The sequence below is a fragment of the Lentzea sp. NPDC005914 genome (genome assembly GCF_040629405.1).
Lineage (GTDB): Bacteria > Actinomycetota > Actinomycetes > Mycobacteriales > Pseudonocardiaceae > Lentzea.
Map to the genome: position 1 here is coordinate 50,634 of NZ_JBEXVQ010000032.1, position 25,491 is coordinate 76,124.

The following is a 25,491-nucleotide window of genomic DNA, read 5'->3' on the forward strand; positions in this document are numbered from 1 at the left end:
CGGACAACTACTGTCCTGATGTCGGCTTGCGGGCGACGAGCCGTTCCACCAGGCCGAGCTTGAACCGCTGCCGTTGCTCTATTTCCAGACCCCGAGCCTCGACCAGGCGCAGCGGCCGGCGCAGGAAGTGCTCTCCCGCCATCGGGACCGTCACCCGTTCCGCGAGCCACTGAACACCGCGCGTGAGGCGGGACGTGCCGGCGACGTGGTCGAGGAGGATCAGCCGCCCGCCGGGACGCAGCACCCTGACCATCTCCCCGACCGCGGCCTCGTGGTCGGGAATCGCGCACAGGCCGAGCGTGCACACGACCGTGTCGAACCTCGCGTCACCGAACGGCAGAGCGTGCGCCGTGCCCTGCTGCAGCGTCACGGCGCGGCCGAGGGCCTGGGCGCGGGACCGGGCGAGGCCGAGCATCCGCTCGCTCAGGTCGAGGCCGGTGAGGACGACGTCGGCGGGGTAGTGGGGCAGGTTGAGCCCGGTGCCGACGGCGACCTCCAGCACCTCGCCGGACGCCTGGGAACACGCCCACCGGCGGGAGTCGCCGAAGAGTCGGCGGTCCAGGACGCCCATCTCCCTGTCGTAGGAGGCCGACTTGCGGTCCCAGTACCGCTGCCAGCGGGCGCCCCGGTCAGCCATGGCCCCTCGCCCCGCGACGAAGCGCGAAGTAGAGCTCCTCGGACAGCTCGGCGCGATCGGGAGCGGGTGCGGTGGTCGCCAGCCGCCACGAGTGGTCGGCGCCGTCCGTGGCACAGGCCAGGCAGCTGATGCTGGCCTCACCGTCCCGCACGACCGCCCGGAACTGGGAGTGGCCGAGCGTGTGCCGGCCGAGCTTGCACCTCGCGGGCTTGTAGAGACCGTTTCGAGCTGACCGTTGACCTGTGAGGATGCCCGACGCCGTCCTAGTCGTCGGATGGCCGGAAAGTTTCGGGTAGGCGCGTGGCGTCAGGTGGCTGTTTCAACCTCTGGCTGCGCTTACAGCGGCCGGATCGTTCGGTCTGGTTGGGTGTGGTTAGGCGGTTTGGGCCCTGGTCTCCACGTCGACGAGCGTGGTGGAGCTGGATGCGGCCGGTTTCAGGTGGGGCAGCGGATGGCCTGGACGGCGGTGTCGTAGAGGTCGAGCATGTCGGCTTGTCCGCCCAGGCGTACCCATTCCTCGTTGGCCACCTGCAGGCAGACGATCGCTGCGGCGGCGATCGCGCGTGCTTGCAGGGTGCGGCGGTCGGTGTCGGGCAGTCGCGGTTCGATCAGTGGTGCGAACAGGTCCTGCCAGCGGGCTTGTTTCTCGGCGTGCCCGGCGCGCAGGGAGTCGTTGCCGAACAGCAGCGTGATGAACTCCAGCCGCCCCTCGGCGGTCATGTCGATCTCCTCGAGCACCTCGAACGCCGCGCGCAACGCCACCCAGGGATCCTCGTCGGCCGGGCGCTGGGCGAGGCATGCGGCGATCAGTTCGCCTTGTTCGGCGAGGCTGCTGAGCGCGAGGTCCTCCTTGCTGCGGAAGTAGTTGAACAGGGTTCGCCGGGAGATGCCCGCGGCGGCGGCGACCTCTTCGAGGGTCGTGTTGTCGTAGCCCTTCTCGGCGAACAGCTCGATGGCGGTCCGGGCGAGCAGTGAGCGGACGACGGTGCGGGTCTGTTCGCGCAGGGGTGTCTGTTTTGTAGCCATGCACCGATGGTACTTCATCTCACACAATGCACATGCTTGCACTCAGTGCAAGCATGTGCGTAGAGTGAACGGCATGAGCAAAGTTGATTACCGCAGCCAGACCGTCATCGTCACCGGCGCCAGCTCCGGCCTCGGCGCCGAATTCGCCCGCCAGCTCGCCCGCCGCGGCGCGAACCTCGTGCTGGTGGCCCGCCGGGCCGACCGGCTGGAGAGCCTGGCCGGCGAGCTCACCCGCGCCCACGGCGTCACGGTGACCACCGTCGCCCGCGATCTCGGCCTGCCCGACGCCGGCCGCACCCTGCGTGCCGAACTCGAGTCCCGCGGCATTTATGCCACTGGGCTGGTCAACAACGCGGGCTTCGGCACGCACGACGCGTTCACCGACGAGGACCCCGACCGCCTGCAGAGCATGATCGCGCTGAACATCGCCTCGCTGGTCGACCTCAGCCGCGCCTACGTCGGCCCGCTGACCGCCACCGGCAACGGCATCCTGATCAACGTCGCCAGCCTGCTCGGCTTCCAGCCGAACCCGTACATGGCTGTCTACGGCGCCACCAAGGCCTTCGTCCTGAGCTTCACCGAAGCGCTGTGGGAAGAAAGCCACGGCACCAGCCTGCGCGTGCTGGCCGTGGCCCCCGGCGCCACGAAGACCGAGTTCTACGACGCCGCCGGCCAGAACGCCGACTACGGCACGAAACGGGCCACCCCCGAGCAGGTCGTCAAGATCGCCCTGGACACCCTCGACCGCCGCTCCGCACCCCCGTCGGTGATCACCAACAGCGGCTCGCTCGCCGTCGCCAGCAAGCTCCTGCCCCGCCGCACCATGGTCCGGATCATGGGCTGGGCCGCCCGCCGCTCGCGCCCCGAGACGGCCGCCACCCGCTGAGGAAAGCCCGCACGCCCAGCCCTCCACCGCCATCCGCACCAGTTGAGGAGCACCGTCATGACCGTCACCGACGTCACCGCCCAGCCGACCGACGCCGAGCGTTTCCAGCACCTCCTGCAGGTGCAGCGCGCCGCCTATCTCCGCGACGGCGCACCGTCCCTCGCAGCACGGCTCAACGATCTGGCCCGGCTCAAGGCGGCGCTGATCGCCCGGCGCGGCGCCATCGAGGAAGCGATCGACACCGACTTCGGGCACCGCTCACGCCACGAGACCGCGTTCATGGAGATCGTCGGCGTGGTGCAAAACATCGACTACCTGCGGCGCAACCTGCGCCGGTTCATGCGCCCCACCCGCCGGCACATCGACCTGCTGCTGCGCTTCGGCAGCAACCGCATCGAGTACCAGCCGCTGGGCGTGGTCGGCGTCATCTCCCCGTGGAACTACCCCGTCAACCTGTCCCTGGTGCCCGTGCTCACCGCGATCGCCGCCGGCAACCGGGTCATGCTCAAACCCTCGAAGCTGACGCCGGCGACCAACGCGGTGCTCGCGGCGATGCTGGCCGATCTGTTCCCGCCGGAGCAGGTGACCATGGTCAGTGGTGACGGCTCCGCGTTCTCCAGCCTGCCGTTCGACCACCTCGTCTTCACCGGCAGCACCGAGGTCGGCCGGGCCGTGATGAAGGCCGCCAGCGAACACCTCGTCCCCGTCACCCTCGAACTCGGCGGCAAATCGCCGACCATCGTGGCCAGGGGACACGTCACGGATCAGGCCGTGTCCGACATCGTCTTCGGCAAACTCCTGTCCGGCGGGCAGACCTGCATCGCCCCCGACTACGCCCTGGTCCACGAATCCGAGATCGACACCTTCATCACCGCCTACGACCGGCTCGTCAAGGCCGCCTACCCGGCCGGCCCGACCAGCGACGACTACACCTCCATCGTCAACGACAAGGAGTACCAGAACCTCACCAGCCTGATCGACGACGCCCGCGCCCACGGCGCCCGCATCATCGAAGTCGGACATCGGCCCGGCGACGCCGCCGACCGCCCGCACACCCTCGCCCCGACCGTCGTACTCGGCGTCACCGACGACATGCGCATCGCCCACCAGGAGATCTTCGGCCCCATCCTGCCGATCTTCGGCTACCGCACCATCGACGACGCCATCGACCACGTCAACGCCCGGCCCCGACCCCTCGCCCTCTACTACTTCGGCGACGACGGCCCCGACCGGCGCAGGGTCCTGGACTGCACCACCTCCGGCAATGTCACCATCAACGGCACCCTCATGCACGTCGCCCAGGACGACCTGCCCTTCGGCGGCGTTGGTGCCAGCGGAATGGGCAAATACCACGGCATCGAAGGCTTCCGCACCCTCAGCCACCCCAAAGGCATCTACACCCAAGGCCGCTGGAACGCCACCCGCCTGCTGCGCGCCCCCTTCACCAAGCGCACCGACACCCTGCTCAACTTCTTCCTCCGCTGAACGAGGCATCACCCGCGCCCCGCAGGACCCCCGAACACCACACCCCACGAGCGCGGTCGGCCGCTGGTCGAGACCATCGGCGGCTCGGCGCAGACCGCGAGCGGCGACGGCGAGCACCAGAGCCCGCCACCACCCGTGCAACGGCCAGACCCTGGCCGCGGCGAACACCCTCTGAAAAGGAAACCCACCGATGACTGACCACGACCTCGTTCTGGTCACCGGCGCCGGCGGCGTGGGCCGCCTCGTCACCGAGCGGCTGCGCGCGCAGAACGTGCCGGTCCGCGTCCTGGTCCGCCGCGAGGACGACCGCGCGGACCAGGTGCGGGCATTGGGCGCCGAGGTCGTCACCGGCGACCTGACTCAGGCCGACACGGTGGCGGCCGCGCTCGACGGCGTCCGCCGCACGTACTTCGGGCTCAGCGTGTCACCGGACCACCTGCTCGCGGCGACCGTCCTGGCCACGGTCGCCAAGGCACACGCCGAACTCGACGTGCTGGTCGACCTGTCGCAGATGACGGTGTCGCAGATGACCGCCACCAGCACCGCGGAATCCCACCAGCAGCGGCTGCACTGGCTGGCGGAGCAGGTGCTGGACTGGTCCGGCCTGCCCGTGGCGCACGTGCGCCCCACTACGTTCCTCGACAACCCTTTGTTCACCGCCCTCGCGGCACGGTCGATCCGCGACAACGGCACGCTGGCACTGCCGTTCGGCACCGGACGCACCTCGCCGATCGCCGCCGACGACGTCGCCGGGGTGGTCGCGACCATCCTGCTCGATCCCGGCGACCACGCCGGGAAGGTCTACGAACTGACCGGACCGCGCACGCTCGACATGACCGAAGTGGCCCAGGAGTTCTCCACGGCGCTCGGCCGCACGGTGACCTATCAGGACGTCCCCCTGCACCGGTGGCGCACAGAAGTACTCGCGCACGCGGGCCTGCCCCAGCACACCGAGCAGCACATCGCGACCATGGCGCAGCTGCACCACGAGAACCGCTACGACAGGGCGACCACCGACGTCGAGCGCATCACCGGGCAGCGGCCCCTGACCGTCGAGGAGTTCGTCGCCGTCCGCAAGGACTTCTACCTCGGCTGACTGCCACAGCAATCTCAGGTCCGTCGCGGCCGATGGTCGGTCGTGAGCTTGCCATCAACGATCCGCCCCTTCCCGCGCCCTCTCACCACTCATCCGCATTCGACAGGAGCACAGCCATGCACGGCACCTTCACGGTCATCGACAAGGGCCCGGTCCGCATCCACAGCTACAGCGCGCCCGAGGACGGCCTGGGCGTCACCACCCAGCTGATCGAGACGCCGTCGCGGATCATCGCCGTCGACGCGCAGTTCGTCCTGGCCTACGCCGACGAGGTCGTCGCCTACGCCAAGAGCCTTGGCAAGCCGCTCGACCGCCTCGTCATCAGCCATGCGCATCCGGACCACTACCAGGGCGCGGCCCGCTTCGGCGTCCCCGTGCACGCCCTGCCGGAGACCGTCGCGGAGATCGTCGCCATGGGTGCCAAGACGGATCTGCCCACCGGCGCCGCGATCCCGCTTGCCGATATGACTCCGACCGTGGAGATCACCCCGGGCACCGAGGTCATCGACGGCATCCCGTTCGTGGTCGAGAAGGTCACCGGCGGCGAGATCCACACCACCCTCGTGATCAAGCTGCCCGAGCAGGGTGTCCTGGTCGCTCAGGACGTCGTCTACAACCGAACCCACCTGTGGTTGCTGGACAAGGACTTCGACGGCTGGCAGGCCAACATCGACCGCTTCGCGGCCCAGACCGAGTACGACACCATCCTGCCCGGCCACGGCGAGCCGACCACCCCCGCCATCTGGGCCGAGCTCACCGACTACGTCAATGCCGGCCGGGAGCTGCTCGGTGACGACGGCGACGCCTACAAGAAGGCCATCACCGAGCGCTACCCCGCCTACCAGGGCGCAGCCCTCATCGACGTTGCCAACGCCTACATGTTCGGCCCCAAGAACTGAGTCCGCTCCGGCCTTGAACTCCGGCGGATAGTGCTTCATCGCCATCTATGCAGGACTCCAGTCCACCCTGACCATCAAGGTCCGAGTGTGTCAGGTGTCCAACTTCCGGGGTGAAGTCCCGCCGCCGTTCTGAAGAAGGCTGGTCATGTAGCTGGGCTGGATGGGAGATCGCGGGTCTCCGCGAATTCCAGTGGCTGGGCTCGCGGCCTCTTCCGCGTCAGGGGTGACGGCCGTCGAGGCGGCGAACCTTGCCGGCGGCTTCGAGGTGTTGCCGTAGCTGATGGTTGTCCAGGGTGAGCCGTTGGATGTTCGAGATGGCGAGCTCGAGGTGTTGTCTGAGTTCGTGGTTGTCCTGGCGGAGCTTGTTGTTGTCGCGTTTGAGCTGTTCGAACTGGCTGACGGCGTCGGGGTCGTGGGGTGATGGCTGCGACCGCTGCTGGTTGAGCTCGGTGGCGATGTCGGGGAAGTTGCGGCGGAACGTGGTGTTGGCGAGCCCGATGTGGCGTGCCAGGGCCAGGACGGTCGGTGGCTTGCCGGCGGCTTCAGTGAGGTGCGAGATCGCGGTGCGGATCTCGGCGCGCGTCGGCAGGGCGGTGCGGCGGGTCACGAGGTCTCCGGAACGTGGCGGTCGAGGAAGTGGCTGATTTGATCGCGCCGGCTGCGGAGGCGGTGCTGCAGCAGCGGAGGCAGGCTCGGCCGTAGGGCGAGCTCGTGGTCGACGCGGTCCCGTTCAGCGCGCAGCGCGGCGATGTTGTCGGTGGTGAGCGCGACGTTGGCGCATTCGAGCGGCCGGCAGTTGCCCAGGGTCGGGCGGGTGATGCCGTGGTTGTCCCGGCGCTGGTGGCAGAGTGCCTTGTCGCGGTTGAACACGCAGGTGGCGAACGTGCCGGGATAGATGGCTGGGTCCTCGCGCTGCAGAAGCCGCCGGAGGCGGTGTGGATCGGTGAGCACGGTGCCGCTGAACCTGGCCCGGTCGGCGAATCCGTCCAGTCGGTGCCGGGCTTCGTCGGCGGCTGGTCCGGCGATGTCGGTGTGCTCGTGGGTGTCGATCAGCGCGAGGAGGTGTTCGCCTCTGGCCAGGGCCTGTTCGCCTTCGACCTCGGCGCGGAAGCCGGCGTCGGAGGTGCCGGCGTAGCCCTCGAACATTTGGACGCTCAGGTGCCGGTATTGGATGGCGCCGGCGATCGAGCCGCCGGGGCGGCGGGCGATGAACCAGGCCAGGGTGCGGCGGAACTGTCGGGTCGACAGCCGCCAGGGTTGGCCGTTGATCGGTGGAATGTTGTCGGTGCGGCCGTGCCGGGTGCAGTAGTCGTTGATCCAGCGGGCGAGTTCGCCGAGTTGGGCGTTGGTGGTGCCGGTGCTTTGTGCCTGGGTGGGGGTGGTCTTGGAGGTGCTGGTGGCGTTGCTGTGCGCGAGGTGGGAGAACAGCATGGGCCGGTCGGCGGGCTGCAGTCGCTCCAGAACAGCGGCCGCGCGGGCCGCCGGGTGTCCGATGATCCAGGTGGCGTCGACGCCGGTGGCGTCAGCCTCGCCCTTGAACGCGCGGCTGGTCAGCTTCCAGCGGTAGGGCCTGCCGTCGGCGTCGCGGTGGACGGTGACGCATCCGCGGCGCAGGTGCTTGACCTCGCTGTCGCGCATTCCGGACAGGAATGCGATCACGATGTAACAGGAGATCTGCAGCAGCCGGGCCAGCTTGCGGATCGACTGGGTGGGGTGGTTCAGCGCGATGCCGTCGATCCAGGGCCTGTCGTCGAGTCGTCCGTGGACGGTGGTGTCCAGCCAGGTGTGTTCGGTCGTGCCGACGAGTGCGGCGGTTCGGGCGACCGTGTCACGGTGCCGACGCATCAGTCCTGTGTGGCTGATGCCGATCTCGGTGGCGATGAACTGCAGGTTCGGGCGTCCCTGGTGGCCGGGCAGTGGACGTCCGGTTCGGGCATGGTCGTCCAGATAGGACTGGAGTTGATGGGAGATGCCGGAGTTGTGGCCGCGTTTGCCGTTGCGGAAGCGCGATCGGTAGTCCCGCCAGCGCTGCTCGGCGTCAAGGATGTCCGGGGCGAACTCGTCGACGAACCGTAGCGCCCAGGTGATCAGTGGTCCGAGGACGGGCTCGGGGATGCGGTCGGTCGTGTTCTCCCTGGGGCGCTTGCTGTTCGGCCAGCTATCGACCTGATGTGGGTTGACCCGCAGCGGGTCCGAGAGACCGGTGCGGTAGCGCCAGAGCAGGCGGACGGCGTGGCGGGCGTGCTGGCGTGCGCCGAGGCTGGGCAGCGTCAGCAGATGCCGGTGGAAGTCCGTGATGTCTTGTTCGGTCAGCTGGGCGAGGCTGGGGCGAGCGGGACGTGCGCCCTCGGGCGGCCGGCCGTCGAGCCAGTACAGGAATCGCCGCACCTCGCTGAACACGCTGCGGACGGTGCTCACGTTCTGTCGGCGCTCGCCCGGTGGCAGCGGTCCGGCGAGCATCGCGTAGCACAACTGCTTGGCGTGCAACCGATAGCGCTCGGGCACGGACGGAAAGTCGAGGACCAGGGTCTTGAGGTGGTGTTGGAGCAGGCCATGCTCCAGCCGCCAGACATCGTCGCCGAACCGGGAGGTCTCGGCGAGCAGGACGCCGGGCCGCAGGGGTCGGTCGGCCAGCACGTGGTGCTGGGCGCCGACCGGCTCGTGCAGCTCGTGCGCGGTTGCGGTCACGGGCGCTCCCAGGGGTCTTCGGCCAGCTCGAGCAGCGCGTCGGCTGGTGCACTCGCGCGTGCGGCGGTGAGCTCGGCGGGGGTGAACTTTGGCAGTACGTCACGGCGGATCGCGGCCCAGGCCGGGCCGTAGCGGATCCACCAGTCGGTTTCCCCGAGCTGGGTGCGGCGTGCGGCGAGGTCGTCCAGCAGCGCGAGGATAGCCGGCAAGTGTGAGCGCGTGATCACGCAGTTCCCGCAGTGGAAACAGTCCAGGAAGGACATGCGGCGGCAGGGCTGGTTGGTGCCGGGGTGCTGGTCGGGGTCGCTGCACGCAGTCCAGGCACCCTCTTGCACCGCGACGGTGTGGTGGGCGAGTTCGATGCGCAGAAGGGTGCGCCCGGCCGCGTGCAGGACACGGTCGTGCGCCGCCAGCGCGGCCTGCTCGGCGTCGACCACCGCGTCGCCGAGAACGTCCTCGGCCCAGTCGCGTGCGGTCGGATCTCCGCGAAGGTAGTTGGCGAACAGCACGTCGACGGTGTTCGAGCGCACCGCCGAGGGCAGATGACCGCCGACCGCGCGGGTGCGGCGCACCTCGACGCTGGTGCGGACGCGCGGTAGACGCACTTGCAGTGGCGGCGCCGCAGTATGTGCGTCGGCGGAGTCGGCGCGCAGATCGTGCCGACGCGCCCACTGGGTGAAGTTGATCGAGGTGGTCAGGTTTGCGGCGAACGGGTCCTCGTGTTCGTGCACTCCGGCCAGCCCGCCGGTGCGGGCGTTGCGCCAGACCGACCAGATCGAGTTCGAGCCGGTCGGCGAGACACGAAACGCCCGGCCCCGGGCCATCAACCGGTGTAGCAGCAGGTAGAGGCCGCCGGGGGTGTGCAGTTCGCGGTGGGGCGGGCCGATTTCCCAGGTGACCGTGTCGAACCAGCGCTGCGGTCCGTGGCGGCGCTTGGTGACCAGCAGCTTGACGGCGCGGCCGTCGAGGATGCGGTGCTCGGCGGGCAGCTCCTTGAGCGTCTCCGGGTTGCGGCCGGTCACCGCGCCGAGCAGCACCAGCAGCGGTTCCCGGTCGGCCTGGGTGACGAACAGCCGCTGCGCGAGCGCGGTGCGCCGCCCGCGCTCCTGCCCGATCGCGCCGGTCAGCCGGGGAACGACGCCGCTCTCGGCGATCTGCCCCAACTGCCCGGCCAGCTCCCGATCGGGGTGGTCCAGCGCGGACCGGTTGGTAGACCAGGCCGCGAGCAGGCGCTCTCCGGCGTCGATGCGGTCGCGGATCGCCTCGACGTCGGCGCGGGCCGCGAAGACCAGCCGCGTCCACTCGCCCTCGGAGTAGCCCGGTGCCCCCGGTTTCTTGGTGTTCCGACCGCGTCGCCCCAGGTAGTTCAGCACCGTCGCTGACACCAGATCACGCAGCGCCGGTCGTCGGAACATCCGGCGCAGCACGCCCATTTCCATCCATGCTGCCACAGCGCCGATCGTGTCGATGCGGTGCAGCAGAAAGGAATCGAGCTGGGAGGCGATCAGTTGCTGCGGAGTCGCAGGCGGGTCTGGCAAGTCGGCCAGGAACCGTGCGAACCGTCCCAGCGTTCCCCATGCCGTCGCGGCCGACGCCAGCGTGCGGCGGGTGCCCGCCGGGCCGACCAGCGCGGCGAACGCTGCCGCGACCGCGGCATGCCATCCCGGCAGTGGGAGATCGCCGATCGGAAAGGTTCCGGCCCGGCCGTCCTCGCCGAGGAACTCGACGACCAGGCCGCCCGCGGAATCGGCCACCTCGGCCGCTGGGCCGTAGGCCTGGTCGGGAACGGCGGCCGGACGACCGGCGTAGGTGCTCCCGCGTCCGTCACGCTCCACCGGGCACAACCAGGGAATCGTCGTGCATGGGCTCGTCGACCAGCAGCGCGTCCACCGCGATGGCCCGTGGGTCTTCCCACCCGTCCGGGACCAGTGCCGTGCAGGTATGCATCTCCAGTTCGGACAGGGCATGCAGGTAGATCTGGGTAGTCACCACGGAGCGGTGCCCCAACCGGCGGCGCACCCAGTCCAGTGGGTCGCCAAAGATCCGCGTGTAGTGACCGCGCTGCTCCTCCGTCAGCTCCGCCAGCGCCGCGATATGACCGCGCTGCAACTGTTCCAACGTCACCACCGCGAAGGTGTGGCGCAGCATGTGGGCGTGCGCGGCCAGCTCGACCGCGGCCTTCCGGCAGCGGATGTTCGCCTCGGCGAACATCTTCTTCCACCGGTGCACCGACAACGGCCAGCCGTGCTCGCCCAGCCAGAACAACGCCGGTTCCAGTCCTCTAGGCCCCTCGACCAGCAGCGCCCGACGTTCGGCAGCGTCGAGCTGCTCCACCTTGAGGCGCCGCTGGATCCCGGCCGCGGTCACCTGGATGGCGACCGGCCGCGCCGGATCCGGCACCACGAGTGGCCGTTGCATCCGCCGGTATCGATCCTGGGCGGCCTCGACCACCGCAGGGCGGTCGATCTCGGTGTAGGCGACCAAGTCAGCGATCACAGAAGTCGGCACGTACACCCAGCGAGCCGAGCCACCCTTGGCGATCGATGGCGGCAACCAGAACCGCTGATAGCCGCCCGCTCCGTGATCCAGCGGCATCTCGAACACGGTCAGCGCCACCTGCTCCGCCAGACGAAGCCCGGTGCGCACCATCAGGTCGCAGAACGCCGCGTTCCTCGCCGCCCACCGACCGCGGAACCGCTCGTCCGGCAGACCCGCAGCCGTGAACCCGCGAACGCCGACATCCCGCCACCGCCGGTACTCCACGGGCGGCAGCCACTCCACCCGCTCGCGAACCGCGTCGTGCGAGTACGTGGCCGGCCGCTGCTCGTCCAGCGTGGCCCGGTTCGCCCACCCCGCTTCCAGCGGAACCGGACGTCGCGTGGTCTGCGGGATCGGATTGACTCGCACATGTCCGCGCCTCAACGCCCACCGATAGAACCGGTTGACCGCCGCGACCTCACGATCCCACGCGGCGCCGGACACGCGTGGCCCAGCGGGATCACGGCGCCGCCAGTGCAAGTAGGCCAGGTGATCCGCCTCGGTCGCATCCCGCCACGAGCGTCGCTCGCGGGCAGACCACAGGAACGTCAGGAACGCCGCGAGGTCCCGCGCGTAACCCGACTGCGTGTTCCTCGCACTGGCCACCATCTCGACGCCCTGAAAGAAGTCGTTCAACGCGACGTCGTACTCATAGGACGGTGACAGCAGAAACGGTGTACCCGCAACAACATCCGCCCGCCGCAGCCACTCATCCCAGCCAGCCGGAAGCTCAGCGACAAACGGAAGCGGGGTGGTCAGTTGCGGCAGTTCGGAGCGAGTGAACCGGACATGCCAACGCGTCGTGATCATCGAGGTGGCATGTTCCGGTCAGAGACCGGTTATGCACAAGCGGGCAGGACGGCCACCGGCTGCCCGGTCGAGTCGTACCTGAAGGTGAGGTTGCCGTCCACTTGGGACAGTTCGAGCGGCTGCCGGTCCATGGGGTCGAACCTATCACCGGCTTCGCACAGGTGTTCGGTCGGACACTCGGGCAGTCCGCACTTTTCCTTGGCGTATATCGCTTGCCGCACGAACCGGCACTGCCCGACAATCGGCCGCCGATGTCGGGGCCTGGTCGAATGGGTGGTTCATGTTCGATGTGATCGTCGCCGGATGCGGGCCGACCGGCGCGATGCTGGCAGCCGAACTGCGACTGCACGACGTGCGCGTGCTCGTTCTGGACAAGGAACCTGAACCGGCTTCGTCGTTCGTGCGCGTGGTGAGTCTGCACATTCGCAGCCTCGAGCTGATGGCGATGCGCGGACTGCTGGACCGCTTGCTCGAACGCGGCAGGCAACGCCCGGTGGGCGGCCTCTTCGCCGCCATTCCGAAGCCTCCTCCCGAGGGCCTGGACTCCGCCTACCTGCTGGGCATCCCGCAGCCGGTCATCGACCGCCTCCTCGAAGCACACGCGACCGAACTGGGCGCGCAGGTCCGGCGCGGTCGTGCGGTGACCGGCCTCGAGCAGGACGACGAGGGCGTGACCGTGGAACTGGCCGGCGGTGAGCGACTGCGGTCGCGCTACCTCGTCGGCTGCGACGGCGCCCGCAGCACCGTGCGCAAACTCCTCGGCGTCGGCTTCCCCGGCGAGCCCTCGCGCAACGACACGTTGATGGGCGAGCTGGAAGCGGGCGCGCCGCCGGAAGAGATCGCCGCTCGTGTGACCGAACTCCGTGAGACCAACAAGGTCTTCACCCTCGCCCCCTTCGGCGAGAGCGTCTATCGCGCCATCATCCCGTGCGCCACGGTCAGCGAAAGCCGCGCCGAACCCACCCTCGAGGACTTCAAACGGGAGCTGCGGGCCATCGCCGGCACCGACTTCGGCGTGCACTCGCCGCGCTGGCTGTCCCGCTTCGGCGACGCCACCCGCCAGGCCGAGCGGTACCGGCTCGGCAGGGTCCTGCTGGCAGGCGACGCGGCGCACATCCACCCGCCCGCCGGCGGCCAGGGCCTGAACCTGGGCGTGCAGGACGCGGTCAACCTCGGCTGGAAGCTGGCCGCCCAGATCCACGGCTGGGCACCGGAAACACTGCTGGACACCTACCACGCCGAACGTCATCCGGTGGCCGAGGACGTGCTGAACAACACCCGAGCCCAGGTGGCGCTGCACTCTCCCGAACCAGGCGCACGGGCGGTCCGCAGGCTGCTCACCGAACTGATGGACCTCGACGACGTGAACCGCCACCTGACCGAGAAGATCACCGCGATCGGCATCCGCTACGACTTCGGCGAGGGCCCCGACCTGCTGGGCCGCCGCCTGCACGACATCGACCTGAAACAGGGCTCCCTCTACGACCAGCTGCACCGGGGCCGCGCCCTGGTGCTCGACCGCACCGAACGCCTGACCGTCGGGGGCTGGTCGGACCGCGTCGACCTGATCGCGGATCCCACTGCGGCGCTGGACGTGCCGGCGCTCCTGCTGCGCCCCGACGGATACGTCGCGTGGATCGGTGAGGACCAGCAGGACCTTGACGACCACCTCGCCCGCTGGTTCGGCGAGCCCGCTGACTGATTTCGCCGCGGAACCAGGTCCGCCCCTCGTTTTCCCAAGAAGGTCCTGCGCAGCGTAGGGTGAGGTCACCGAGGGTATGTCGCGCATCGGCGGTCAAGCTGATGTCGCCTTGGGCGCACGAGAAATCCGGCTGATCCGGCCATCCAAGTGCCTTCACCCGTGGCTCCGGCCAAACGTTCCTGGTGACGCTCGAGTCGTTCCAGCGATCGCGGCCGCACCTGCGCGTTCCACCAACGCTCATCGGAGTACCCGCATGCCCATGTCCGAGCCGAGAACACCCGCAGTGGCCGACAACGCCGGCGCTCATCTTTGTGCCGCGTGCCCACACCCGTCGTACGAGCACGATCCGCTCGGTCTTCGGTTCTGCGCCGCGACCACCGCCTCCGCACTGCCCCGAAGCTGCATCTGCCGATGACCGCCGACTGCTGGATCGTCAGCTGAGGGACATCAGCAGTCCGGCCACGAGGAGCGCGGCGCTGACGACGGTGCCGAGCACTTCGACAGGTACCAGCCTTCGCCAGGCCCACCGGGCGAACACGACGTTCACCACGGCGTGCGCGGCCGCGGTCACCAGCACCCACCACGGTCCGGCGGTCAGGAGAAGCGTCGCGCCGAGGTGGAGCGAGGTCGCGGTGACGGCGCGAACGCCGGCGTGCACGGGATGCGTGCTGCTGAACCCGCCCTGCGACCTCAACTGCTCGGCAGCCTGTTGCCCGAGTGGCCAGCGGAACTGCGCCATCCGGGTGGCACCGGTGAACACGAGGCCGGCGAGCGTCCAGCCGAAGCCCGCCCAGAGCGCCGATCCGACCCCGCCGAGCAGGGCCAGCACGAGCGCGAGCCGGACCACCTCGTCGGTGATCCCCGATGTCACCGCGAGGATGGTGTCGCGCCGCCTGATCGCGTGCAGCCGGCCCGCCGATGCCAGGACGGGCAGGCGCGCAGCCAGTGCGACCAGCCATCCGAGCACCCCCAGCAACGCCGCGCCCACCTCCGAGACGCCCAGCGTCATCACCAGGACGGCCGCGAGGAGCAGGAGAACGCTCGCCATCACGGCCGCGCTGGCCCGGATCCTTCTGGTGAGCCTGGTCGAGTTCGTGAGGGACTGCTGGCTGTTCGTTGAATCGTCGATGGGCCCACACTACGCCCGCACCCGCCTCACCACGCGAGCAACCGGGTAAGACAGTCCATTGTGGAGTGACTTGGGGTGGGGGCAGAAACCTCCTCAGGCCAACGGTTTCGCATCGGCCCGCGCAGATGTTGCGTCGAGTTCTCCGACCTCGCCTGTGTGCTGACGCGAAACCCGCCCGTTGGTTCTGCGCTGCCACGTCGAGGGCGCAAAGACCCGGGCCACATTTCTTACGTAGCCGAAAAACGGTCGAGGTCGAATTTCTTCGCTCATTTTTTGGCACTTTCGCCGATGGCTTGCCGAGGTGGCCGAGAATTCTTCGACTGAACGGGTGAACGAAGCGGGTTCGGGCTGGTGGCGAGCCTCTACCAGCATCGAAGGCGAGGCGGTGGCTGAAAATATCCGATGTCGGTTCGGTAAAACATCGCGGAAAGGGTGTAGTGTCGTTTTTGCCGAGAACATCTCGTGCCTGAGTGGTCAAGCTCAGGTCGTACTCGGCGAAACCTGAACCAGTCGTATTTTCGGCTGTAGACGGGAGTCCCGGCATGACGTCGGCCCCCCACCATTCCATCACTCCACTGGCCGTCACGGCCACAGAGCAGCCTCGGTGTCCGCTGCGATCTCGGTTGCGGCCGCAGGCGCTCACCACGGGGTATGTCGACGGTGCGTGGTGGCCGCCTTCCCGGGACCTCGCCGCCGAACTGCCCGCACCGCTCGCGGTGCCGGCAGTTCGGCTGGGCGAGATCCCGAGGGCGACCGGGTTCTGGACCAGGCCGCCGCACACCGCGGACGTCGTTGCGGGCCAGCAGACCAACCGAGGAGTTCGATGACCACGACGACCCACACATCCGCTTACGAACGCAGGCTCACGATGGTGCGGGACGTGCTGTCCGGCCGCACCGAACTGGGCGACAAGGAGGCGCGGGATCTCGCCGTGCACGTGTTGCGCGCGCTGGACCACATCCCGGAGCGAGTGCGTTGACCTCGAGCCACGACGGACGAGAGGAACCTCAGGCGCGGAGCACTCGGCTGCTCCGCGTCGGCTGTGCGTTCACCTACCGCGCCGAAGTGCCCACCGCGGCGGTGTTCCTGATCGGGGCGGCGCGAAGCGGTGACGTGCTGGTGAGCCGTGAACATCTGGCGGTCTCACCGGAGACGCCGGTGCGGCATCACTTCGACCTGTACGGCAACTGGTGTTCGCGCCTCGTGCTGCCCGCCGGTCTGTCCACTGTGGAGTACTCGGCCTGGGTGGACGTACCCGATCGGACCGAGGACGTCGACGTGAACGCCCCCGAGACGGCGCCGGACGATCTTCCCGACGACGTGTTGCTGTACACCTTGCCCAGTCGCTACTGCACGTCCGACGTGCTCGGCGACGAGGCGTGGTCGAGGTTCGGATCCCATCCGCCCGGCTACCAGCGGGTGCAGGAGATCTGCAGGCACGTCCACGACTCGTTGACCTTCACCTACGGCAGCTCCACCTCCCAGTCGACCGCCGCAGACGTCAACGCCTCGGGTCTCGGCGTCTGCCGTGACTTCGCGCACCTGGCGATCTCGCTCTGCCGCGCGCTCAACATCCCCGCCAGATACGCCTTCGGCTACCTGCCGGACCTGGACGCGCAGCCCGATGACGCGCCGATGGACTTCGCGGCGTGGATGGAAGTCTGGCTGGGTGACCGCTGGTGGACCTTCGACCCGCGCAACAACGCAACCCGCAAAGGACGTGTCGTCATCGGTCGTGGCAGGGACGCCGCCGACGTCGCGATGGTCACCACGTTCGGTGGTCCGCTGCTGGAATCGATGGCCGTGCTCGCGGAAGAGGACCTCGCCCCGGCCTGGCGATGACCGTTGCCCGTGCACACGGAAACGGCCCGCGCGATGTTCAACGCACGGGCCGTTCACTCATGCCGCTGGATGCTTCCTCGATCGCAGCAGATTCAGTTCTCGAGGAAGGGGGCGGGCGGTACCCGCCCCCTTCCCGGGCGCCGGTCAGTGCTTCTCGACCGCCGGACGCCTGCGCCGCAGCAACAGCACCAGACCGGCGCCGAGCATCCCCAGCCCGGCGAGGCCGGCGGGCACCATGCCGTTGCTGCCCGTGTAGGCGAGTGGGGTTTCGGACTGCTTCGCCTCGACCCCCAGTGCCTGCTCCAGTTCCGGCCGGGTCTCCTGCTCGGCTTCCGGCAGGCCTCCGCCTTGGCGTAGGTGATGGTGTCGGCGATGACCGGCACGTCATCCGAACCGTCCACATCGGACTCGATGGCGTCCAGCTCGTTGTCGAGCAGGTCCAGTCAGTTGTCGACGGTCTGGAACCGAGCATGGTCCGCATCTCCACCAGCGACTCCCGCGAGGTCGCTTCGATCACGCCGATCGCCTCCGCGACCTAAGCCGGATCCGTCGGCAGTAACGCACGAGCCACCCCGGCGCGCACGGCGATCACGCTCAGCCTGTGCGCGACGATGTCGTGCATCTCGCGGGCGATCCTGTTGCGCTCGACCGCGACCGCGACCGCGTCCTCAGCCAGCTGTTTGTGCGCGTCGTCGAGCAACGAGAGCGCGTGCTCCAGTCGTGCGGCACGACGCCTGCTGCGCCGCTGAACCTGGCCGAGGCACGCCGTGATGACGATCATCATGTTCCACTCGATGAGGTTGCGCACCACCTCCGCATTGGGATGGACCGGAAACGGCTGAATGCCCATCACGATCACGTACAGGGTCGCGACAACCGCCCAGCGCGCCCGCAACGCCACCGACGCCGAGTACGTCGCGATGAGGATCGACAGGATGCAGTTGATCGTGCGGTTCTCCTGGATGTGCTCCACCACGACGAGGAAGATCATGAGGGACACCACCAGCAGAACCGATAGCGCCTGCGCAGCACCAGTGCACCCGCGGTGAGCACCTCGACCAGCAGAAAACCGTCCGCCGGCATGTCGTACACCCCGAGCGACAGCCACAGCTGGAACGCCAGCACCGCCGCGGCCAGCAGGCTGTCCGCGAGCAACGGCCGCGCCGCGAGGCGTTGGGAGATCACATCACCGGATTGTCCGGCAGAACAGCCCCCGACCTGCGGCTCAACCGGCCCGGTTCCCCCAAAGCGCGGCACACCACCCGTGTTGCTGGTGAGCACTCAGAACGCGAAGAAGCGGACCGACTCGAAAGTCGACCCGCTTCTCCGGAGTACGCCGCCAGGGACTCGAACCCCGGACCCGCTGATTAAGAGTCAGCTGCTCTAACCAACTGAGCTAGCGGCGCTTGTTTGTGTGCCGGACGTGTAGCTCATTCCGACATCAAGAACGTTAGCACAGGGCATCCAACGGGTTTTCAGGCGGGGTCACCCTCCCGCTCGAACCCGGTGTGGATCAACCACTGAGCTGCGGCGTAAGTCGGCATCACGCCGGCGGAGGCGATCCGCGCCGCCCGTCCCTTGAGGACGAACCGGCTCGCCCCGAGCAGTGCGTCGGACAGAGCAAACAGTGCCGCACCACCGAAAACCCGTCGCGCACCCGGCCCGCGTGCCGTCGAGGCCGCGGCCACCATCGTCCCGAGCGTCAACGCGTACAACCCGACCGGCCGCCCCATCGGCCCGGCCGCACGCGCGAACACCGCGGCACCGGCAGCCGAAGCCGCGATGATCGGGAGCACCGCCTTGCGAGACCCAGGTCGCGAGAGGCGCGCCAGAGCCGCCGTGTACCCGACGTGAGCCACGAGAAAGCTGAAGAGTCCGGTTCGGAACGCCCGGTCCGAATCGCCGAGCAGCGCCACGTCGCCCGCCCACGACCCGGCCAGACCGATGGCCATGCCGGGGGAGCGCGGTGGGCTGGTCGCCGCCAGCACGGGCATCAGCGCCGTTTTGGTGACCTTGCGCACGCCGGCAGGCCTGCGCGAGACCGCCATGACCGAGTCGACGACGGCGGCGACCGCGTACAGCTTCATGAGCACTCCTCAGCTTCAGGGCCTCACTGTAGACACTCGGTGTCCAAGATGGAGTGATGATCAACTAGGCCTCCGGCGTGCCGCTCGTGCGCGGGCTTGCGGTTGCGGTCCAGTGCTGCCACACACGGGCCCACATGGGCGCGTTCGGAGAGAGGACCGCTAGGCGTGGCCGGCCACACCACCGTGCTCATCGTGGGCGCGGGACCGGCAGGACTGGTGTTAGGAAACCTGTTGCGCGGTGAGGGGATCGACACCCTCGTCGTCGAACGGGCGAGCCGCGAGCAGGTGCAGACCAGGGCCAGGGCCGGATTTCTCAGCCCGAACAGCGTCCGGGTGCTGACCGAGCACGGTCTCGCCGACGGGCTGCTCCACAAAGGACGTTCACACGGGGTGTGCGCGTTCCGGGGTGAGGACGGCGAGTTCGAGCTGAACTACGCCGAGCTCGGGCAAGGTGACGTGCACACGGTCTACCCGCAGCAGGATCTCGTCACCGACCTGCTCGCCGAGTACCTGGACCGGGCGGCGAGATCCGGTTCGGCGTCACCGTCACCGACGTGGACACCTCGACCGCCACGATCGGCTACCGGGACGAGAACGGCGAAAGCGTTGCCACCGGGCGGTTCCTCGCCGGGTGCGACGGCAGCAACGGAATCACCCGCGCGGCCGTTCCCGCGGCTGCGGAAGGACGTCACGGCCGTGACTACGGGATCACCTGGCTGGCGCTGCTCGCCGAAGCGCCGCAAAGCATGGCGGCGGCCCGTTCTACCAGTCGTTCGCGGCCCTCACCGACGCCGTCCGCAGCGGCGAGGAGTCGTACGCGAAAGTCTTCGGCGCCCACCACTTCGCGCACATGGCGGCCGAACCGGGCCTCGCGGAGCTCTTCCACCGCTCCATGGCGGCCAGCAACGCCATGTTCAGCGGGGTCACCAGGTCCGTGGACTTCTCCCGCGCTCGCACCGTGGTCGACATCGCCGGCGGCAACGGCGAGCTGCTGTCCCGCATCCTCGCCGCCAACCCAGGTCTGCACGGCGTCCTGATGGACCTCCCGAACGCGCTGGCCTCCGCGCGGCCGCGACTGTCCGAAGTGGCCGGTCGGCTCACGCTGGTACCCGGCGACTTCACGAAGTCGGTTCCCGCCAACGGTGACATCTACCTGCTGTCCCGCGTGCTGCACGACTGGGACGACGAGCAGTGCGCCACGATCCTGGCCACCTGCGCGCGGAACATGCCGCCCCACGCCGAGCTGCTGGTGATCGAACGCCTGCTCCCCGAAGGCACGGACCCGGCCTCGCTGGCCATCCTGTGGGACGTCCACATGCTCTGCAACACGGGCGGCCGCGAACGGTCCGAGTCCGACTACCGCGCGCTGCTGGCCGACGCGGGCTTCGAACTGACCGAAACCCACCAGCTACCCCTGGACGCCCACGTGATGAAGGCACGCCGCCGCTGAGCCGCGAAGGCAGCACCCTCCCGAGCGAGGGTGCTGCCTTCGCGGGGTTAGCATCGCAAGCCGTGACGATCACCCTGCCCGTGCCGCAGAACGGGTCGGCGGTCTCCCTGACGCTGCGCCCGTGGCGGTCGGACGACCTGCCGGCACTGCTCGCGGCGCATCGCGACCCGTTGCTGCGCCGCTGGCTGGCCACGTCGCTGACCGACAGGACCGGTGCCCGGCACTGGTTGGACGCACAGGCCGCCGGCTGGGCCACCTCGACGCGGTTCAGTTTCGCCGTGGTGGCCGATGAAGACGCCATCGGTCACGTGGTGGTGAAGGTCGTGACCGCCGGCGTGGCGGAGGTCGGCTACTGGACCGCGGCCGCGGTCCGGGGCCAGGGCGTTGCCGCCCGTGCCCTGGAGACCGCGTCGCGATGGGCGTTGGGCGAGCAGGACCTCGTCCAGCTGACCCGATTGGAACTGGTGCACGCCAAGGGAAACCGAGCTTCCTGCCGCGTGGCGGAGAAGTGCGGCTACCTCCTGCACGACCTGCTCCCGGCCGCACGCCCGAGCTTCCCGGACAGCGGGCACAGGCACGTGCGCACGCCGGGAAGCTGACCTCAGTGGGCGATGTCGATGACGATGCGGTCCGGAGATCGCAGTTGCAGTGCCCGGAATCCGGCGGCGTGCCGCACGGTGATCCGGGCCAGGGTGCCGTCGGCGGTGGCACCGACGAGCTCGATCCCGGCGACCTGCGCCATCTGCGGATGCAGTGTCCAGGGACCGGTGTAGGTCAACGCGCCCGTGGCATCGAGCACGGTGCCGTGCCCCAGGGAGACCACCAGCACGCCGTCCTCGTAGAGCGCGACGAAGCGCAGACCGCTGCTCGGTCCGGAGAAGTCGAAGACCACGCGGTCGTACGACGGATGCGTCCCGGTGCGGATCGCGGTCAGAGTCGTGTTTTGGTCGTCGCCCGTAGGTGAGGACTGGATCTCCGTCGACGTGGGAGCGGGCAGGTCGTGTGCGACGTCGATGACGAGCCGCCTCGGGTTGTTGAGTTCGAAGACCCGGAACCCGTTGCGGTCGCTCATTCCGATGACGTAGTTGAGGAAACCGCCGTACTGGTCGGACCCGACCACGTCGCGAATCGTCGGCAGATTCGTCCGTGCCGGCACCACCGGCGGCCGCGTGGTGTCGACCTGATGCAGCGACACCACGAACACCGCGGCCCCGCGCACCGGCACGCGCACACCACCCTCGGAGTACGCCGCGGACACGTACCGCGCGGAATAGCTCGGTATGGCGCCGGAGATGTCGAACACCAGCCGGTCGTAGTCGGCGTGGCGGCCCAACAGGATGCCGCTCACCACCGGCGGAGATGCCGCTTCGTCGTGGGCCACCACGACGTCCGCGGTGTTCGTGGGCGCCGGCAGCTCGGACGAGGCGTCCGCAACCGGTCCGCCGATGAGAAGTGGCAGCAGCAATGCCATGGCCGCCAACGGAATCGTTCTTCGCGTCATCATGCCGACGCACCCTTCAACCGGGTCCGGCGCGATGTCGCCGGGCGCGGTGGCTCGAGAAGTCCTTAGCACACAAGACGTTCAGCGGCGCGCACGGTTCCTGTCGATCAGGGCCTGGTCTGGTACTCCCGCGCGACGTCGACCAGGAGCTGGTGCATGGCCAGCTCGGCGGGCGCGCGAAGCCTGTCCTGGCGGTGCGCCAGCAGGACCCGGCGGGCGGGCACGTCGGCGCCCAGGGCGAGGACGCGGACGTCCGGGTGCGGGTTGCGCACCGCGGTCCTGGGCGCGAGTGCGACGCCGAGTCCCACGCTGACCATGGCCTGCGCCTCCTGGTAGTCGTTGGCCTCGAACGCGATCTTCGGCGTGAACCCGGCCGCACGGCAGCTGCGCTCGAGCACCTCGGCCACCGGGTGGTCGTGGGCGCGCACGATCCACTCCTCGTCGGCGAGCTCGGACATGGTGGTGAACCGCTTGCGGGCGAGGCGGTGGTCGGCGGCGACGATGAGCACGGTCGGATCGTCCAGCAGCGGGGTCAGCGAGATGTCGGCGACGTCGACGCGGTTCCACGCGTAGTCCCACAGCAGCGCGATGCCGACCGTGCCGTTCTCCAGCAGTTCGACGAGCTCGTCGAACCGGGTGCTGCGCACGTCCAGGCGCAGGTCGGGGTACTGGCGGCGGAACCGGCTCACGACCAGTGGAAGCAGGGCGCTCGCGACGGTCGGGAACACGCCCACCGCGATGGTGCCCCTGCGCAGTCCCGCGAGCTCGGCGAGATCGGCCTCGGCGGCGCTGAGCCGGCGCAGAACGTGGCGGGCGTGGCCTGCCAGCACGGCTCCCGCCTCGGTGGGACGCACACCCCTGGCCTGCCGGTGCAGCAACGGCTGGCCCGCCTCCACCTCGAGCCGGCGCAGCTGCTGCGACACCGCGGACGGGGTGTACCCGAGCTGCTCCGCCGCGGCGGTCATCGAACCCGTGTCCACCACAGCCGCGAGCAGCGCCAGGCGTCGAACGTCCAGCATGATCACCCTCGAAAGTTTGATGCGGCCAGTTCACCGGTTGATGACTTCTGTGCAGTTCAGCTTCAGAGTACGCACATCTATTGAACTGCATCTATGCCGGAGAGCTTCCAGTTGAGCCTCGGATTGGGCCGATTGAGCGTGAAGCATTACTTCACGGGTGTGCAGGTTCTCGTGATGGTGTTCAAGCTCGACGAGAGTCACGGTTGCTGTCATTCCCTCATAAGGAGCGACTGTGCGAGAGATACCGGCGACGTGGATGCGCGGCGGCACCAGCAAGTGCTGGGTGTTCGAGCGCGACGTGCTCACGGTGCCCGGTCGCAGCGTCGACGAGGTGCTGTTGCGGCTGTACGGAAGCCCTGACCCGCGCCAGGTCGACGGTGTCGGCGGGGCGACCTCCACCACCAGCAAGGCCGTCGTGCTCGCCAGGAGCGACCGGCCGGGCATCGACGTCGAGTACACGTTCGCCCAGATCGGCATCGCCGACGGGCGGGTGGACTGGACGAGCAACTGCGGCAACTGCTCGGCCGTCGTCGGGCCCTACGCGCTGCGGCGCGGCTGGGTGGCGCCCACCGGCGACGTGACCACGGTGCGGATCAACAACACCAACACCGGCCAGCTGATCGTCGTCGAGGTGCCGACCCCTTCGGGCCAGGTGACCGAACAGGGCGCGGACCGCATTCCCGGCGTGGCTCAGCCCGGTCTCGGCGTGCAGCTGTGGTTCGTCGATCCGGCCGGCCGGACGACCGGGGCGTTGCTGCCCACCGGCAACGCGGTCGACCTGGTGGACGGCGCGCGCGTCACGCTGCTCGACGCCGGAGCGCCCGTCGTGCTCGTTCCCGCGGCCGAGGTCGGCGCGGACGGTGAGGCGACCCCTGCCGCACTCGACGCCAGGGAAGACCTGCTGGGCCGGCTCGACCGCATCCGCCGCATCGCCGCGGTCCGCATGGGTTTGGCCACCGATCCCGCCTCGGCCGCACGGGCGACCCCCAAGATCGCCCTGGTCAGCGGGGGACGGCCTGGGCGTTCGGACGTGACCGTGCGCATGCTGTCCATGGGCCGCACGCATCCCGCGCTCGCCATCACCGGAAGCGTCGCGCTCACTGCCGCCGCCCACACCGCGGGTACGGTCCTGTCCGACTTCACCGCGGGCGTTCAAGAAGTGCTGCGCCTGGACACTCCGGCCGGAGTCGTGACCACCCGCGCGAGCACCCGCGACGGACTGCTCGCGATCGGGGTCACCCGGACCACGCGCCGCATCGGCGACGCGACCCTCGTACTGCCCGACGACGAACCGCTGGAGCCCTCACTCACGACACTGGCCGCCGCGTCGGCCCCCTGACCGCACCGTCCCGCCCGGACGGGGAGCGTCGGGGCCGGCCGCACGACCGAAGAGGACAATGATGTCATCACAGATAATCGCGATCCTGGTTCTGGGCGCCATGTTCGTCGTCGCCACGATGCTGCCCATCAACATCGGGATCCTCGCGCTGGTCGCGTCGTTCGTGGTCGGCACGTTCGCGTTCGGCCTCGACGAGAAGGAGATCTTCGCGGGGTTCCCGGTCTCGCTGTTCATCACCGTCGTCGGAGTCACCTACCTGTTCTCCGTCGCCAAGCTGAACGGCACGATCGATCTGTTGGTGGAGGGCGGAATCCGGCTCGTGCGGGGCCGCGCGATCCTCGTTCCGTGGGTGTTGTTCGCCGTCGCGGCCACGCTGACCGCGCTGGGCACCTTCACCCCGGCGGCCGTCGCGCTGCTGGTACCGATCGGGATGAGCTTCGCCTTCACCTACCGCATCAGCCCGCTGATGATCGGCATGATGGTGATCTGCGGAGCCCACGCCGGGGCGTTCTCCCCGATGGCGGTGTCCGGCGCGCTCGTGTACGGCATCGTGGTCAAGTCCGGTCTGACGATCTCCCACGCGGCGTTGTTCTTCGCCAGCCTGGGCTTCAACCTGTTGCTCGCCGCCGGCACCTACGTGTTGCTGCGCCGCCGTGGTGAGGAGAGCTTCCACGAGCGTCCGGACGACAAGACCGGTGCAGGTGAGCCGACCGGTGGCGGTGTCGCCGTCGCGGTCCGGCCGAAGACGATCGCGGTGACCTGGCGCCAGCGCGCCACGCTCGCGGCGCTGGTCGTGCTCGTGGTCGGAGCACTCGCCTTCCACCTGCAGATCGGTTTCCTCGCGCTGGCCGCGGGTGCCGTGCTCGCCCTGCTCGATCGCGAGAACCTCGGCAAGGCCGTCGAGGGCATCAGCTGGCCGACGATCCTGCTGGTCGCGGGCATGGTCACGTACGTGGACGTGCTGGAGAGCTCCGGCACCATCGACTGGGTCGCGCACGGCGCGGTCGGCCTGGGAGCTCCGCTGCTCGTGGCGCTCGTGCTGTGCGTCATCGTCGGCGTCACGTCGGCGTTCGCCTCGTCGACGGCGATTCTCACCGCGACCATCCCGATGGCGATCCCGTTGCTGCTCACCGGATCACTGCCGACCGTGGGTGTCGTCGCCGCCATGGCCATCTCCACCACGATAGTCGACGTCTCACCGTTCTCCACCAACGGCGCGCTGGTTCTCGCCAACGCCCGCGGCGTCGACCGGAACCGCTTCTACCGGCAGGTCATCAACTACACCTGCGTCATCGTCGCGCTCGGCCCGATCGCGGCGTGGGCCGTGCTGGTCCTGCCAGGCTCGTTCTGATCCTCC

Annotated in this window: 27 protein-coding genes, 1 tRNA gene and 2 pseudogenes; 15 read left to right on the forward strand and 15 right to left on the reverse strand. The window is 69.0% G+C overall.

What is annotated here, in order from left to right:
* Window positions 1-7 precede the first annotated feature (7 nt).
* From ABZ345_RS35065 to ABZ345_RS35075, 3 genes are all read right to left on the reverse strand, one after another.
* Window positions 8-637 carry a methyltransferase domain-containing protein gene (locus ABZ345_RS35065; protein WP_359858564.1) on the reverse strand — a complete coding sequence of 210 codons (630 nt, stop codon included), beginning with the start codon at window positions 635-637 and terminating at the stop codon, window positions 8-10.
* Window positions 630-788: a hypothetical protein gene (locus tag ABZ345_RS35070; protein ID WP_359858566.1), complete on the reverse strand. Its 159-nt coding sequence runs from the start codon at window positions 786-788 to the stop codon at window positions 630-632. The genes ABZ345_RS35065 and ABZ345_RS35070 overlap by 8 nt, the downstream gene beginning before the upstream one ends.
* 284 nt (window positions 789-1,072) lie before the next feature.
* Window positions 1,073-1,663 carry a helix-turn-helix domain-containing protein gene (locus tag ABZ345_RS35075; protein WP_359858569.1) on the reverse strand — a complete coding sequence of 197 codons (591 nt, stop codon included), beginning with the start codon at window positions 1,661-1,663 and terminating at the stop codon, window positions 1,073-1,075.
* 73 nt (window positions 1,664-1,736) lie between these two features.
* On the opposite strand from ABZ345_RS35075, the gene ABZ345_RS35080 reads away from it, so the two are divergent.
* The 4 genes from ABZ345_RS35080 to ABZ345_RS35095 all read left to right on the forward strand — a co-directional run bounded on the left by ABZ345_RS35080 (window position 1,737) and on the right by ABZ345_RS35095 (window position 6,029).
* Entirely contained in the window at window positions 1,737-2,549 is an 813-nt protein-coding gene (locus ABZ345_RS35080; RefSeq protein ID WP_359858571.1) for an SDR family oxidoreductase, read from the forward strand.
* Between the two features lie 57 nt (window positions 2,550-2,606).
* Window positions 2,607-4,034, forward strand: a complete 1,428-nt coding sequence (locus ABZ345_RS35085; RefSeq protein ID WP_359858574.1) for a coniferyl aldehyde dehydrogenase — start codon at window positions 2,607-2,609, stop codon at window positions 4,032-4,034.
* 190 nt (window positions 4,035-4,224) lie between these two features.
* On the forward strand, window positions 4,225-5,130 hold the full coding sequence (locus tag ABZ345_RS35090) for an NmrA family NAD(P)-binding protein (protein ID WP_359858577.1): 906 nt from the start codon (window positions 4,225-4,227) through the stop codon (window positions 5,128-5,130).
* Between the two features lie 116 nt (window positions 5,131-5,246).
* On the forward strand, window positions 5,247-6,029 hold the full coding sequence (locus tag ABZ345_RS35095; protein WP_359858580.1) for an MBL fold metallo-hydrolase: 783 nt from the start codon (window positions 5,247-5,249) through the stop codon (window positions 6,027-6,029).
* Between the two features lie 217 nt (window positions 6,030-6,246).
* Here ABZ345_RS35095 and ABZ345_RS35100 read toward each other — a convergent pair whose 3' ends face one another.
* Genes ABZ345_RS35100 through ABZ345_RS35115 form a run of 4 tightly spaced genes read right to left on the reverse strand, consistent with a single transcriptional unit; the run spans window position 6,247 to window position 11,891 of the window.
* Window positions 6,247-6,636 carry a hypothetical protein gene (locus ABZ345_RS35100; protein ID WP_359858583.1) on the reverse strand — a complete coding sequence of 130 codons (390 nt, stop codon included), beginning with the start codon at window positions 6,634-6,636 and terminating at the stop codon, window positions 6,247-6,249.
* The gene (locus tag ABZ345_RS35105; protein WP_359858586.1) at window positions 6,633-8,717 is read right to left on the reverse strand and encodes a hypothetical protein; all 2,085 of its coding nucleotides are present in this window, start codon (window positions 8,715-8,717) and stop codon (window positions 6,633-6,635) included. The genes ABZ345_RS35100 and ABZ345_RS35105 overlap by 4 nt, the downstream gene beginning before the upstream one ends.
* Window positions 8,714-10,552, reverse strand: a complete 1,839-nt coding sequence (locus ABZ345_RS35110) for a hypothetical protein (RefSeq protein WP_359858588.1) — start codon at window positions 10,550-10,552, stop codon at window positions 8,714-8,716. Before ABZ345_RS35110 ends, ABZ345_RS35105 begins: the two co-directional genes overlap by 4 nt.
* Window positions 10,542-11,891, reverse strand: coding sequence for a tyrosine-type recombinase/integrase (locus ABZ345_RS35115; protein WP_359858591.1), 1,350 nt, complete (start codon window positions 11,889-11,891; stop codon window positions 10,542-10,544). Before ABZ345_RS35115 ends, ABZ345_RS35110 begins: the two co-directional genes overlap by 11 nt.
* Window positions 11,892-12,345: 454 nt before the next feature.
* On the opposite strand from ABZ345_RS35115, the gene ABZ345_RS35120 reads away from it, so the two are divergent.
* Both ABZ345_RS35120 and ABZ345_RS35125 read left to right on the forward strand, forming a co-directional pair.
* The gene (locus tag ABZ345_RS35120; RefSeq protein WP_359858594.1) at window positions 12,346-13,767 is read left to right on the forward strand and encodes an FAD-dependent monooxygenase; all 1,422 of its coding nucleotides are present in this window, start codon (window positions 12,346-12,348) and stop codon (window positions 13,765-13,767) included.
* A 259-nt stretch (window positions 13,768-14,026) separates the two neighbouring features.
* Window positions 14,027-14,182: an RGCVC family protein gene (locus ABZ345_RS35125; RefSeq protein ID WP_359858597.1), complete on the forward strand. Its 156-nt coding sequence runs from the start codon at window positions 14,027-14,029 to the stop codon at window positions 14,180-14,182.
* Window positions 14,183-14,200: 18 nt separating this feature from the next.
* Here ABZ345_RS35125 and ABZ345_RS35130 read toward each other — a convergent pair whose 3' ends face one another.
* A complete protein-coding gene (locus ABZ345_RS35130; RefSeq protein ID WP_359858600.1) occupies window positions 14,201-14,815 on the reverse strand; it encodes a hypothetical protein in 615 nt (204 codons plus the stop codon).
* Between the two features lie 623 nt (window positions 14,816-15,438).
* Here ABZ345_RS35130 and ABZ345_RS35135 point away from each other — a divergent pair.
* The 3 genes from ABZ345_RS35135 to ABZ345_RS35145 are packed head-to-tail and all read left to right on the forward strand — an operon-like array spanning window position 15,439 to window position 16,738.
* Window positions 15,439-15,723, forward strand: a complete 285-nt coding sequence (locus ABZ345_RS35135) for a DUF5994 family protein (RefSeq protein WP_359858603.1) — start codon at window positions 15,439-15,441, stop codon at window positions 15,721-15,723.
* Window positions 15,720-15,875 (forward strand): DUF6307 family protein, encoded by a 156-nt coding sequence (locus ABZ345_RS35140; RefSeq protein ID WP_359858606.1) that lies wholly within the window; start codon window positions 15,720-15,722, stop codon window positions 15,873-15,875. The genes ABZ345_RS35135 and ABZ345_RS35140 overlap by 4 nt, the downstream gene beginning before the upstream one ends.
* Window positions 15,872-16,738: a transglutaminase family protein gene (locus ABZ345_RS35145; RefSeq protein ID WP_359858608.1), complete on the forward strand. Its 867-nt coding sequence runs from the start codon at window positions 15,872-15,874 to the stop codon at window positions 16,736-16,738. The genes ABZ345_RS35140 and ABZ345_RS35145 overlap by 4 nt, the downstream gene beginning before the upstream one ends.
* 144 nt (window positions 16,739-16,882) lie before the next feature.
* Here the strand turns inward: ABZ345_RS35145 and ABZ345_RS35150 are convergent, their stop codons facing one another.
* From ABZ345_RS35150 to ABZ345_RS35170, 5 genes are all read right to left on the reverse strand, one after another.
* Window positions 16,883-17,077 carry an LPXTG cell wall anchor domain-containing protein gene (locus ABZ345_RS35150; protein ID WP_359858715.1) on the reverse strand — a complete coding sequence of 65 codons (195 nt, stop codon included), beginning with the start codon at window positions 17,075-17,077 and terminating at the stop codon, window positions 16,883-16,885.
* A 196-nt stretch (window positions 17,078-17,273) separates the two neighbouring features.
* Entirely contained in the window at window positions 17,274-17,729 is a 456-nt protein-coding gene (locus ABZ345_RS35155; protein ID WP_359858611.1) for a histidine kinase dimerization/phosphoacceptor domain-containing protein, read from the reverse strand.
* A complete protein-coding gene (locus ABZ345_RS35160; RefSeq protein WP_359858614.1) occupies window positions 17,726-17,923 on the reverse strand; it encodes a hypothetical protein in 198 nt (65 codons plus the stop codon). The genes ABZ345_RS35155 and ABZ345_RS35160 overlap by 4 nt, the downstream gene beginning before the upstream one ends.
* Before the next feature lie 147 nt (window positions 17,924-18,070).
* A tRNA-Lys gene (locus ABZ345_RS35165) sits at window positions 18,071-18,144 on the reverse strand.
* A 69-nt stretch (window positions 18,145-18,213) separates the two neighbouring features.
* Window positions 18,214-18,825: a lysoplasmalogenase gene (locus ABZ345_RS35170; RefSeq protein WP_359858617.1), complete on the reverse strand. Its 612-nt coding sequence runs from the start codon at window positions 18,823-18,825 to the stop codon at window positions 18,214-18,216.
* Between the two features lie 216 nt (window positions 18,826-19,041).
* Between ABZ345_RS35170 and ABZ345_RS35175 the strand changes: the two are divergent.
* The 4 genes and pseudogenes from ABZ345_RS35175 to ABZ345_RS35190 all read left to right on the forward strand — a co-directional run.
* Window positions 19,042-19,272: pseudogene (locus ABZ345_RS35175) on the forward strand (FAD-dependent monooxygenase); the annotation flags it as partial.
* A 107-nt stretch (window positions 19,273-19,379) separates the two neighbouring features.
* A pseudogene (locus ABZ345_RS35180) lies at window positions 19,380-19,538 on the forward strand (hypothetical protein); the annotation flags it as partial.
* Entirely contained in the window at window positions 19,538-20,275 is a 738-nt protein-coding gene (locus tag ABZ345_RS35185) for a methyltransferase (protein ID WP_359858717.1), read from the forward strand. The pseudogene ABZ345_RS35180 and the gene ABZ345_RS35185, both read left to right, overlap by 1 nt.
* 62 nt (window positions 20,276-20,337) lie before the next feature.
* Window positions 20,338-20,874: a GNAT family N-acetyltransferase gene (locus tag ABZ345_RS35190; protein WP_359858620.1), complete on the forward strand. Its 537-nt coding sequence runs from the start codon at window positions 20,338-20,340 to the stop codon at window positions 20,872-20,874.
* Window positions 20,875-20,876: 2 nt separating this feature from the next.
* On the opposite strand, the gene ABZ345_RS35195 is transcribed toward ABZ345_RS35190, so the two are convergent.
* Window positions 20,877-21,779, reverse strand: coding sequence for an AMIN domain-containing protein (locus ABZ345_RS35195; RefSeq protein WP_359858623.1), 903 nt, complete (start codon window positions 21,777-21,779; stop codon window positions 20,877-20,879).
* Between the two features lie 104 nt (window positions 21,780-21,883).
* Window positions 21,884-22,795: a LysR family transcriptional regulator gene (locus ABZ345_RS35200; protein WP_359858719.1), complete on the reverse strand. Its 912-nt coding sequence runs from the start codon at window positions 22,793-22,795 to the stop codon at window positions 21,884-21,886.
* 232 nt (window positions 22,796-23,027) lie between these two features.
* Here ABZ345_RS35200 and ABZ345_RS35205 point away from each other — a divergent pair, with 232 nt between their 5' ends.
* Window positions 23,028-24,134: a PrpF domain-containing protein gene (locus tag ABZ345_RS35205; RefSeq protein WP_359858626.1), complete on the forward strand. Its 1,107-nt coding sequence runs from the start codon at window positions 23,028-23,030 to the stop codon at window positions 24,132-24,134.
* 61 nt (window positions 24,135-24,195) lie between these two features.
* On the forward strand, window positions 24,196-25,485 hold the full coding sequence (locus ABZ345_RS35210) for an SLC13 family permease (RefSeq protein ID WP_359858629.1): 1,290 nt from the start codon (window positions 24,196-24,198) through the stop codon (window positions 25,483-25,485).
* Window positions 25,486-25,491: the final 6 nt, after the last annotated feature.